This is a genomic window from Trinickia acidisoli, assembly GCF_017315725.1.
In the GTDB taxonomy this organism is placed as follows: domain Bacteria; phylum Pseudomonadota; class Gammaproteobacteria; order Burkholderiales; family Burkholderiaceae; genus Trinickia; species Trinickia acidisoli.
In genome coordinates, this window is record NZ_JAFLRG010000002.1 from 1,325,004 (window position 1) to 1,337,258 (window position 12,255).

Genomic DNA, 12,255 nt, shown 5'->3' on the forward strand with positions numbered 1-12,255 from the left:
AAGTTTGTAAATTCCTGCTACATCGCGTCGACGTCGGCTGCCGCAAATGCGAACTCGCGTGCCAGACGCTTTTGCATCAAGCACTTAAATACGCTATGAGCAAGTTATGCACAGGTTTGCCAACACAAACTGGGGATAAGTCACTTCGTCCGCCGGAATGCGTTGGCTACCGATCGAGCCATGCAAGCCTCGTTCAGCCGTCCCGCCTCACGAGCGTTGCGATAAACCGCCCGAGCGAGCTGCCTTCGCGCAGTGCCAACGCTAGGTTGCCCCTCACGATAGGCCGCGCTTGCCCCGAGCCGGAAGGCATCTGCCCGCCACGCAAGCGCTTGACGCCAGAGGCTGCTTGCTGAGCCGACGTGACCCCGACCGTAGCTTCCGTGGCCGCCTGAAACGCACCGCCGGCAGCCTCTCCCACTTCGGAAAGCGTCCCCCCTTGGAAGTGCATGAGCGCGTGCACTGTCTGCGCGACATCGTTGCCCATCCAAGGCCCGCTGGCCGCCGCCAACAGTGCCGCAGCGGCAGGCTGACTCATCCGCGACGGCGAGCGGGCATCCGTTTCCAGATTCATGTTCTCCCTCCCCCCAGCGTAAGCGAGAAGGTTCTGGCCGAGTAGCGCCGTATTGGCAAGACCGAACAGCACGCTGAACGCAACCGCAGCGGGATTGCCGCCGTGCCCGCTCGCCAGGAGCGCCGCGGTGTCGGTCACATTGACGAACAGCGTACCCGCCGTGATCCCGCGCACGAGCCTACCCGTCCGCGTCCGCGGATCCGTGGCGTTGAGCGAAGTCGCCTGAACACCAAGCGCCCGATCGAGATTGATTTGATAGCGGCCCACCTCGCTCATGACGACGTTGAACTTTTGCTGTTCGCGATCTTCGTTCGTCACGCCGACGGCGGGGTCCGAGGGTATCGTTTCGAACGCCGATGCCGGCATTCGCGTCAAGCGAGCATGATTCGCGCGAAATTGATCGGTCAAGCGCTCGGCTGCGTCAATTCTCTCAGGCTCGATGCCGAACTGCGGCCCGAGCTCGCGCAATCGCTCCATAAAGACGTTGAGATCCTTGTCGGAGAACTCACCCCACTCGAACATCCGGTCCGACTTGCCGCGCAAGCCTTCGGTATAGATGGCCCGGCCGGCATTGAGCACGCCGCGCGCGGCGAAAGCGGCTTCGGACATCGCAAGGGTTGCGGCAAGCGGCACCGAATGCATGTCGACGCCCGCCGCGACGGCTCCCGCCGCAACGGTTACCCCCGCTGCCGCGACGGCAGTCTTTTTCGCCTTGCTCATACTTCCCTGTCGGCCACGTGCCGTGCCCGCGCCGTACGGGTCGCCCTCCCAAGTCTGGGGCTCAGGCGTTGGCAAATTGTCGTGCGCCTCTTGGTAGGCGGATCTGCCCGTAGCCTGCCCCACGCCTGCCGAAGCCTCGTGGCCCTTCATCAACAACGCGTGCCACTGGTCGAAGCGGGCGCGTGCCTCCTGTCCGAGCTTTTCGCGAACCGGCTTTCGCAAACTTTCCATCACCTCGATCTGCTCGAGTTGTGCGATCAATTTCTTGCGCTGGCGCTTTGAAGTCGACGCGTCGAACTGCTTCGTGAGTTCCGCGTCGGTCCAGGCGTTCGATCTTTCGTGCGCATCGCTCGTCACCGCTTCGTAATTTCCGCGCAAGAGCTTGAACGCCGCTTCGGGATCGCGCCGCGCGACATCGGCAATCAACGGCGAGAGCAGCGTGAGCGCTTGGTTGTATTGGCCTTCGTTGACGGGTTTGACCGAATCGCTACCGAACAACACCTTATCCGGATAGCGCACGATAAAGTCGACGAGCCCTTTGCGCATTTGCGGATCGGACATATACGCTTCGCCTACATCGTTCCATGAGACGTCGAATTTCACGTTCGGCGCCCGCTTCACCGCCTCATAGAGCCTCGCGATATGCTCCGGCACTTCGATCGTTTCGGTGGTCTGCGCGGCTGCGTTGCGGCCACTTAGCCCTAACCGCGTGCCGACACTCTTTGCCTTCTCGAATGCCTTTCCCAAGCTGGGTCTTCCGTTGGCATTTTGCTCGCCGGCCCGCGTCATCACGGGAACCTCGACCTTCGTCATCGCGTCGTCGGGTCGCGCAAACCGCCCGATCCCCGTGTGCGCGAGGATGATGTTCGCGTTCGGAAACTTCGCGACGACGTCGATGAGGCGATCGAAGTGCTCATACGCGACCTGACGCGCCTCGGGACGCAGATCGTGTTCATTCAAGCCATGACGTCCCCAGTCGTTATGGATAAGCGTGACCATCCCCGTCTGTTCGGCGAAGCCGAGCGCCTTCAACGTTTCGGGATCGCCGAACTTGAACGCCTCGTTGCCGAGCAACGTGCTGACGAACTCCTTGTCTCCCGTCCACTCACCCACCCCAACGAATACGCCGGGATTTTCGAGTAGCGTCTTGCGCATGTATGCGACACTGCCGGGTTTGGACGGATCCACGCCGGTAAGCGACATATCCGAGCGCGCGAGCCGCATGGCAAAGTCCGTGGCCTTCTCTGCGTCGCCTTTTTTCTTTGCCTTTAGATAACCGCGATACAAGCCCGTGTAGTCGTCGGCGACACGGCGGTCCATTTTTCCCGCGAATCGCATCGTTAGCTCCGGCGCGTTCACGCTCGAGTAATGCGCGTCCCCGCAAAATTGCGGGATCGAACCGTGCATCATCAGCGATGTCGGTTTCGAGCGGTTTTGGATCTGCCGGAAAGTAAAATTCTTACGAAAGTCGTAGCCGCGATCGTGCGTGTGAATGTCCGCCTTGACGTATGCCAAGCCGCCAGGGACGCGAACCAGTTCATCCAGCATCGGATCGAACGTCGGCGACGAGACCGCCGACTCCAATCCGCGACGTCTGCCCCCCCCTGGGTGAGCGGCGGCAAGCAATAGACTGCCGCTGAGCTCCATCAAAGTCTGCTTCGGGGCACGAATGGCCGTATTCGCTGCTTGGATCGCACGGCGGCCGGCACCGTCTTCACGTGTAAACCCTACGAGCGCGCCCACGACGCCAGTACTGGTGGGGCCGCCTTTCGCCCGTCCCGTCGATCCCTCGACGGCGTTTTCTTGTTGTCCTTGCGGATTGGCCGCACCGCCCGTCTCCCCAGTTCGCGAAATCGATGACATGTGTCGCTGCTCCACGTTTGTCAGGTCTTCCCGCTGCCTCGGCGCTGTCTCCCGGCGCGATTGTCGTGTGTAGAGGCGAGGAACGACTCAATGCAGACGATTGTGTCATCGAGGTCATGACGAAGCCGCAAGTCGATCCGAAGCGCCTGTTGGCCACGCGAAGTCGCATACGCGATGTCATCAAATTGTCATTGAAGTCTTGTCCCATCTACTTTTCTTATACGGTCGATTTATTTTTCTCCCTGGACGCCTTGGGAGCCCCCCTTTCACAATCCGCCCGATAAAACCATGGTCGAAAGCGCATAAGCGCACCGGCAGTCACCTATCGCGGACGGAGAGACGAGTCAATGGAAGGGAAGTCGCAAGCAAGCGGGCGAAACGAAACGTCGCACGCCGACGATACGATCCTCGAGACAGAGGAACGGGATTGCCGCTGGCAATTCTGGGTCGATCGCGGAGGCACGTTTACCGACATCGTCGCCCGCAATCCGAATGGCGAACTCGTCACGCACAAATTGCTCTCGGAGAACCCCGAGCGCTATCGCGACGCGGTCGTACAGGGCATTCGCGATCTTTTGGGTGTCGGCGCCGACGAAGCGTTGCCGCAGGACAAGATCGAAGTCATCAAGATGGGCACGACCGTCGCGACTAACGCACTGCTCGAGCGCAAGGGCGCACGTACGCTGCTCGCGATCACGCGAGGCTTCGCCGATCAACTGCGCATCGGCTATCAGGAGCGGCCCGATATCTTTGCGCGGCATATCGAGCTGCCCTCGCAGATGTACGAGCGCGTGATCGAGATCGACGAGCGCCTCGATGCGCACGGCGACGTGCTCCAGCCGCTCGACGAGATCGCCGCGCGCGCAGCGTTGTCGGAGGCGCGCGCCGCCGGCATCACGTCCGTCGCGATCGTGTTGATGCACGGCTATCGCTTTCATCAACATGAGTTGCGCGTGGCCGCTCTCGCCAGCGAATGCGGCTTCACGCAGATTTCCGTCAGTCATCAAGTCAGCCCGCTGATGAAGCTCGTCGGCCGCGGCGATACGACGGTCGTCGATGCCTATTTGTCGCCCGTGTTGCGCGACTATGTGGACCGCGTGTCTCAGCATACGGGCTCGGTGCGCCTGATGTTCATGCAGTCGAGCGGCGGCCTGGCCGACGCCGACCGCTTTCGCGGCAAGGATGCGATCCTCTCTGGGCCCGCGGGCGGTATCGTCGGCGCCGTCAAGACGTGCGAAGCCGTCGGCGAGCGCCGGGTCATCGGTTTCGACATGGGTGGAACGTCCACCGACGTCGCGCACTACGACGGTGCGTACGAACGCGTGTTCGAAACGCGGGTAGCGGGTGTACGCGTACGGGCGCCGATGATGGACATTCATACGGTCGCGGCGGGCGGCGGCTCCATTTGCAGTTTCGAGAACGGTCGCTTCAAGGTCGGCCCCGAATCGGCCGGCGCTTATCCGGGGCCCGCGAGCTATCGCAACGGCGGCCCCCTCACCGTGACCGATTGCAACGTCATGCTCGGACGCGTGCAAGCGCACCATTTCCCGCACGTTTTCGGCCCCAATGGCGACTTGCCGCTCGACGTGGACATCGTTCGCCAAAAGTTTGCCGAGCTCGCTCGACAAGTCGAACGTGAAACCGGGCGCTCGATGAGCCCTCAAGCGGTGGCGGAAGGGTTTCTCGCGGTTGCCGTCGACAATATGGCGCAAGCCATCAAGACCATCTCCGTCGAACGCGGACATGATGTCTCCGATTACGCGCTGTGCGCATTCGGCGGTGCGGGCGGCCAGCACGCTTGCGAAGTAGCCGACGCGCTCGGCATGAAGCGAATTCTGCTGCATCCGTTCGCCGGGGTGTTGTCCGCGTTCGGCATGGGCCTCGCCGATATCCGCGTGCTGCGCGAGCGCGCCGTCGAGACGGTGCTCGAAGCTGCGACGGTCGAGGACGTGCGCGACTTCTATCGAGCACTCGAAACCGAGGCGCTCGACGAACTCTTGGCCCAACGCATGCCGCGCGACCGCGCCCGCGTGACGCGCGCTGTTCGACTCAAATATCAAAACACCGACTCCACGCTCGAAGTCGCATTCGCCGACGACGTATCGATGATGCAAGCCTTCGAAGCGCTGCATCGCAAGCGTTACGGCTTCGTGATGGCGGACAAGCCGCTGATCATCGAATCGATCGTGGTCGAAGCGTTCGGCGCTACCGACACGACGGCGCAAATCGGTGTCGCGCCGCGCGCCGCAAGCGCGATCCGCCCCGACGCGCGCGCCGCCATGTTCGTCGGCGGCCGTGAGGCGGACGTTCCGCTGCATGCGCGCAAGGATTTGAGCGTGGGCGAGATCCTGGAAGGGCCGGCGCTCATCACCGAAGAGATTTCGACCATCGTGCTGCAACCGGGCTGGTCCGCCAGCTTGCTCGAGGACGGCACGCTGCGCCTGGATCGCAGCGGCGACGCCTCGACGGCCGGCGCCGCGCAGCGCACGATCACCACCGCACGGCATCCCGTGCATCTGGAGATCTTCAACAACATCTTCATGTCGATCGCCCAGCAAATGGGCGTCACGCTGGAGAAGACCTCGTATTCGGTCAACATGAAGGAGCGGCTCGATTTCTCCTGCGCGATCTTCGACCGCGCAGGCGGCCTGATCGCCAATGCGCCGCACATTCCGGTTCACCTCGGCTCGATGAGCGACAGCGTGCTGAGCGTGATCCGCGAGCACGGGGCGACGATGCAGCGCGGCGACGTCTTCATGTTGAACGTTCCCTACAACGGCGGCACGCATCTGCCGGACATTACCGTCGTCATGCCCGTCTACGGCGACGACGACGCATTGCTCTTTTACGTCGCCGCGCGCGGACACCACGGCGACGTGGGCGGCATCACGCCAGGATCGATGCCGCCGAACAGCACGACCATCGAGGAGGAAGGGGTGCTGCTCGATAACGTGAAGATCGTCGCGGCCGGCACGTTCCTCGAGCGGCCCGTACGCAAGCTGTTTTGCACGGGCCCCTATCCGAGCCGCAACGTCGACCAAAACATCGCGGACTTGACGGCGCAAATCGCGGCTTGCGAGTGCGGTGCGACCGAACTCATGCGTGCAGTCAAACGCTACGGCGACGATGTCGTGCTCGCCTACATGGGACACGTGCAGGACAACGCGGAAGACGCCGTGCGCAACGCCATCGCCGATCTGTCCGACGGGCAATTCGCCTACGAGATGGATGACGGCGCGGTGATTCGCGTGAAGGTATCGATCGATCGCGAACGGCGTCAAGCGCGCGTCGATTTCACGGGCACGAGCGCGCAGCGTCCGACGAACTTCAATGCGCCGAAATCGGTCTGCAAAGCCGCGGTGCTCTATGTGTTCCGCACGCTGCTGACCGACGGCATTCCGATGAACGAAGGCGTCTTGCGCCCGATCGACATCGTGATCCCGGAAGGTTCGATGCTGAACCCCGTCTATCCCGCCGCCGTCGTCGCGGGCAACGTCGAGGTCTCGCAATCGATCACGGACGCGCTGTACGGCGCCCTTCAAGTGATGGCCGCCTCGCAAGGCACGATGAACAACTTCACGTTCGGCAACGACGCGCAGCAGTATTACGAGACCATCGCCGGCGGCTCGGGAGCGGGGCCGGCCCACCACGGCACGTCCGCCGTGCAAACGCACATGACGAACTCGCGGATGACCGATCCCGAAGTGATCGAATGGCGCTTCCCCGTCATCGTCGAGCAGCATGCGATTCGCACGGGCAGCGGCGGCGCCGGTCTTCATGTCGGCGGCAACGGCGCCGTGCGCCGGATCCGCTTCCGCCAAACGATGACGGCGAACATCCTCGCCAATCGCCGCCGCGTGCCGCCGTTCGGCCTCGCCGGCGGAGAAGCCGGGGGCGTGGGACGCAATTGGATCGAGCGCGCGGGGGGAGAAGTCGAACACTTCGGCGCAACACACACGACGACCGTCAACGCCGGTGACGTATTCGTGATCGAAACCCCCGGCGGCGGAGGATACGGCTGTCCGGCTTGATTCCAATAACTAAAAGCGCGAGATGACCAACGCGCACATCGGTCGCTCCGCACCCTACGCGGAGCGCTTCCATACGCAGGCTTGGAGGACCACATGCAACATGCAGTGAATCTTTATCCGTTGATCGGCGTCGCCGTGATCGTCATCGGCTTTCTGCTCCGATTCAATCCCATGCTGATCGTCGCGGCAGCAGCCATCGTGACGGGCTTTGCCGCGCGTTTCCCTGTCGATCACGTCTTCGCCACGATAGGAACGGGCTTCATCAAAACGCGCGTGATCCCGCTCATCATCATCTTGCCGCTGCCGGTAGTCGGTTTGCTCGAACGGCATGGCCTGCGCGAGCGCGCGCAGATTTGGATCTCGAGCATTCGCGCCGCAACGCCGGGCCGTTTGCTCATCGTCTATCTGTTCATCCGTGAAATCACGGCCGCGGTCGGCTTGACGGGGCTCGGCGGCCACGCGCAGATGGTTCGGCCGCTCGTCGCGCCGATGACCGAAGGCGCAGCCGAATCGCGGTTCGGCGCGCTGACCGACGCGGTGCGTTATAGGCTGCGCGCGTTTGCGGCCGCGTGCGACAACGTGGGCCTGTTCTTCGGCGAAGACATCTTCGTTGCATTCGGCGCGATCGTGCTGATGGTGACGTTCTTGAAGGAAGCCGGCATCGTCGTCGCGCCGATGCATGTCGCGGTCTGGGGCATGCCCACCGCGCTCGCCGCGTTCCTCATTCAAAGCTTCCGTCTGTATCGGCTCGACCGCTGGCTCGCGCGAGTGACAGGCGACAAACAATCGGGCGCAAAGCCCGAGGAGACCACCGCGCCTAAGGTTGCCGCGCGGACACAAGGAGAAAACGCATGATCGTTTCGCTCAACGCCTTCTTTTGGCTCGCCGGTATTTTGCTGCTCGTCATCGGCGGAATCATCGTCACGGATCGCGCGCACCCTAAGCGCTTTCTCGCAGGCGGCTTTTGGATCGTCTACGGTATCGTCTTCCTAGCGGGCGATCGCTTGCCCGCCGATGTGGTCGGCGTGCTCGTCGTGGCGATGGCGATCGTTGCCGGCGTCGGCGGCGTCGTAGGCGCAAAGCCAAAGGTACCGTCGGATGAGACGCTTCGCGCAGCCGCATTGCGACTCGGCAATAAGCTGTTCCTGCCGGCGCTGACGATTCCGCTCGTTACCGCAATCGGTACCCTGCTCGCGCCGAAGCTGATCTTCGGCGGCGTCGCGTTGATCGATCCGAAGAACGCCACGCTGACCTCGTTCGGCATCGGCTGCGTCTTCGCCTTGATCTACGCATGCCTGCTGACGCGCGATTCGGTGCAGCAATCGGTCAAGGAAGCGCGCCGGCTCATCGATGCGCTATCGTGGGCCGTCGTGCTGCCGCAGTTGCTCGGCATGCTCGGTCTGGTGTTTGCGGATGCGGGTGTCGGCAAAGCCGTCGCCCATCTGACGACCGCCTACATCGACCTCGATTACCGGCTGGTCGCCGTGATCGTGTACTGCGTGGGGATGGCGCTCTTCACCGTTATCATGGGCAACGGCTTCGCGGCGTTCCCGGTGATGACGGGGGGCGTTGCGGTGCCGGTGCTGATGGGCGTATTCCACGGCAACCCGGCGCCGATCGCGGCGGTCGGCATGTTCTCCGGTTACTGCGGAACCCTATTGACGCCGATGGCCGCAAACTACAACATCGTTCCGGCTGCACTGCTCGAACTGCCGGATAAATACGGCGTGATTCGGGCGCAAGTGCCGACCGCGATCGTACTGCTTACATTCAATATCATTCTCTTGAATGCGGTGATGTAAGAAGTCTGTAATCCGACGAGAAGTACGGTACGTGAAGGCCGGGTGGGCAATGCCACCCCGGCCTTTGTGCGTGCCGATGGGGGTAGGGGCAAAGTGAATCTGAAGTTTCTGGAAACGTTCATCTGGGTGGCCAAGCTGCGCAGCTTCAGTCTTGCGGCGCAGAAGCTTCATTCGACGCAGGCCGCGATTTCGAGCCGAATTTCCGTGCTCGAAGACGAGCTCGGCGAAAAGCTCTTCACGCGCGAGCCAAAGGGCGTCACCCTCACGCGGGCCGGCGAACGGGTATTGCAGCATGCGGAGAAAGTGAGCCGCTCGATGTCCGAACTCTATGGCGCGCTGCAAGACGAAAAGCTCGCGGCCGGAACCCTCCGGATCGGCGCCATGGATAGCGCCATCCATTCGTGGTTCATCGACTTCGTTGCCGATGCCACCCGTCATTTTCCGGGCCTCGACATCGAAGTGACGTCCGAGACCGCGCTGAATCTGAATGAGCAGTTGCGTCGCGGCATGCTCGATCTGGCGATCCAAACCGATATGCTGCGCGACGAATCGATCCGCAGCGTGGAATTGATGGAATTGTCGGTGGACTGGATTACAGCCGCTGATTCGACTGTGCCGGCCAAACAGCCCGACGAGACGATGACCGCCGCATTGCGTCGGCTCGGCAATGAACGCCTGATTACGTACTCGCGTCATTCCCGCCCCCATCAGGATCTACTGCGCCTCATGCAGTCGTACGGCATCTCGGAAGCCCGCGTGAGCTGCGTCAATTCCGTCGCGGCGATGATTCAATTGACGCAAGGGGGCTTCGGCGTGGCCGCCATGCCGCCGGCGCTCGTGCCCGATCTATTGCAATCGGGCGGGCTACGTCGGCTCCAGGGCATTGAAACGCCCGCGCCGCTGCCGTTCGTGATCGCCTGGCGCACGGGCGCGAATCGCGCCGAGAAGCTCGTCGAGATCGCAACCGAGACCGTGCGCAAATACGTCGAGCGAGTCGGCGAGTGCTCGGCTCGCTTGATCGTCTGAGCGATTGCGTCAGCAGCATCTCGGCGCTATCCATTTTTCTTATACCTATTCATTTTTCTTATACGGGCAATTTAATTTTTATGTTCGACCTGTGACTCAGGTTGCATAAAAATTCGCGCGTGTTCGGTCGTGTCGAATGCGCGCAAGCCCATCTTCACGCCGAGCACTCGCTGCTCGATCAGTCAGGTAAATCTCCGATCGACAGCCGGTGTCACCGCAAGCCATGTCATAGGCTCGGGGTAAATCAAATCAAAGTGGAGATCTGATGAAACAACTATTAGGCGGGGCGGCAATCGCCCTCTTCTGCTGCGGGGCATATGCACAGTCGAGCGTGACGTTGTACGGTTTGATCGATGAATCGGTTCGCTTTCAAACGTCGGGGGCGGGCAACACGGTAGAGCTCAACGAAGGGGCGATCAACGGCACGCGCTTCGGCTTCAAAGGCAGCGAGGATCTCGGCGATGGCTCGAAAGCGATCTTCGCCCTCGAGTCGGGTTACAACGTCGGCACCGGCAAATCCGATCAGCAGCAGCAATTGTTCGGGCGCTTTGCGTGGGTCGGATTGCAAAACGATAAGTTCGGCACGTTGAAGGCCGGCCGCCAATATGGCGGTGTCTACAGCTTCTATGCGTTCAACTTCGACCCGATCGGCGGCGGCAACATCAATGCCGTCGACTGGTCCCTCTTCCTCACCGGCATCCGCTTCGACGATACGATCGAGTACGACAATAAGTTCGGCCCTGTTGCGCTGGCATTGCAGCACTCCTTCGGCGGCCAACCGGGCAGCGCGGTATCGGGCAGCACGACGACGGCTTCGGTGATCTACAACTTCCGTGGCGGCAAGGTCGGCCTCGCCGCCGCGCAGTCCGACGACGGCAGCGGCCACAAGCTCCTCGTCGGCTCGGCGGGCGGCACCTATGCTTGGGGGCCCGTGGGGCTATACCTCTATGGGATCGATGCGCGTCGCGATGCCGGCTTCTCGGTTGCGGCCACGAACAGCGGCGGGCCGCTCTCGAACACGAACATCATCAGCAACGCGACGACGCAATTCGGCACGCAGACGGCCGCGCGCGACGACGTGTTCGTGCGCGTCGGTGCCTCGTATCAACCCGCGGCTCAATTGCGCTTCATCGCCTCGTACGCCTACGATCATGCGAACAATGTCGCGCCGGGCCACAACGGCACGATCCAGGGCATCTACGGGATTGCCGATTACATCCTCAGCAAGCGAACCGACGTTTATCTCGAGATCGACCACAGCCATTTGACCGGCGCTTCGATCGACGATCCGAATGGGCCACTCACGTTCGCCGGCAGTGCCAACAACTTCGGCGCAAGCCTCAGCCTGCGCGAAGTGTTCTGAGCATGAGGGGTAACGCCTGCGCCCCCAACGCAGGCGCTTTTGCGGGTGGGCTTTGCGGCCCGCCCGTTTTTTTATTGCTTTTTATCGCGGGCGGGGGGCTGGACCTGGGATCTCAATCGAGCCACGCAGATACAGCGTGCGTCAAAGACCTTCGCTCAAGAAGTTTTCAGCGTACTGATCGCGATTCGCCATGTTCGGGGTCCCGGCCTGTTCATAGTCCGTGTCCCAAACCTGCGTGGCGGCGTTCACGTTATTCGTTTTCTTCAGGTCCGTGATCGTTTTGCTGTACGGGCCATCCAACTCTTGATTCATGAACCCGATATTGGCTTGCTGGCTGCCCGGATCGAGATTGTGCTTCTGCGCATAGGCGATCTCACCCTCCTTCCGATCTCCCCCCCACTGCGCCAGCCCGTATCCATCGGCGCCGCCACAATTGCTCGGTGCTCCTGTGCTCCCGCCTTGATTGACGTTGCACTGCAACCCGCTTTCCTGCTGCAGATTGCCGAGGGCGCCCGCGGCCTGCGTTGCCGTGAGGCCGTATCGCTGTTCGAGATCGGATGTAACGGCTTGTGCCGTGTTGCTCGAGGAGTTGGTAGGGACCGTGTCGTCCGATGTGGACTGAGTCGATTTCTTGCGACGACGATGCGCAAAGCTTGAATGCGAAGTACCTGTACCGGAGGACGAGTACATTTTCATCAACAACTTGATGAGGAGACTATCCAGTAGCTGCTGCAACTCTCCGTTCGATTGACTCGTGCTATTCGCATTGGAAATCCCAGACGACTGATTACCACTCTCAACTGATGACAATTCAACCATAATATCGCCTCTAATATGAATGACGATAAAAGCAGGAAGCGAACGGCAGTCGACGCGCAA

The 12,255-nt window shown here is 61.7% G+C and carries 7 protein-coding genes; 5 read left to right on the forward strand and 2 right to left on the reverse strand.

The annotated features are described in order from the left end of the window. Nucleotides 1–193: 193 nt before the first annotated feature. Complete coding sequence (locus J3485_RS24325; RefSeq protein ID WP_206956883.1) at nucleotides 194–3,154, reverse strand: amidohydrolase family protein; 2,961 nt, start codon at nucleotides 3,152–3,154, stop codon at nucleotides 194–196. Between the two features lie 347 nt (nucleotides 3,155–3,501). Here J3485_RS24325 and J3485_RS24330 point away from each other — a divergent pair, with 347 nt between their 5' ends. From J3485_RS24330 to J3485_RS24350, 5 genes are all read left to right on the forward strand, one after another. Further along, nucleotides 3,502–7,185 (forward strand): hydantoinase B/oxoprolinase family protein, encoded by a 3,684-nt coding sequence (locus tag J3485_RS24330; protein WP_206956884.1) that lies wholly within the window; start codon nucleotides 3,502–3,504, stop codon nucleotides 7,183–7,185. A gap of 93 nt (nucleotides 7,186–7,278) precedes the next feature. Continuing rightward, on the forward strand, nucleotides 7,279–8,040 hold the full coding sequence (locus tag J3485_RS24335) for a DUF969 domain-containing protein (RefSeq protein ID WP_206956885.1): 762 nt from the start codon (nucleotides 7,279–7,281) through the stop codon (nucleotides 8,038–8,040). Continuing rightward, entirely contained in the window at nucleotides 8,037–8,987 is a 951-nt protein-coding gene (locus J3485_RS24340; RefSeq protein WP_206956886.1) for a DUF979 domain-containing protein, read from the forward strand. Before J3485_RS24335 ends, J3485_RS24340 begins: the two co-directional genes overlap by 4 nt. A gap of 93 nt (nucleotides 8,988–9,080) precedes the next feature. Next, a complete protein-coding gene (locus tag J3485_RS24345) occupies nucleotides 9,081–10,013 on the forward strand; it encodes a LysR family transcriptional regulator (RefSeq protein WP_206956887.1) in 933 nt (310 codons plus the stop codon). A gap of 265 nt (nucleotides 10,014–10,278) precedes the next feature. Next, entirely contained in the window at nucleotides 10,279–11,376 is a 1,098-nt protein-coding gene (locus J3485_RS24350) for a porin (protein WP_206956888.1), read from the forward strand. 141 nt (nucleotides 11,377–11,517) lie between these two features. Here the strand turns inward: J3485_RS24350 and J3485_RS24355 are convergent, their stop codons facing one another. After that, nucleotides 11,518–12,111, reverse strand: coding sequence for a phage tail tip lysozyme (locus J3485_RS24355; protein WP_242538914.1), 594 nt, complete (start codon nucleotides 12,109–12,111; stop codon nucleotides 11,518–11,520). Between the last annotated feature and the right edge of the window lie 144 nt (nucleotides 12,112–12,255).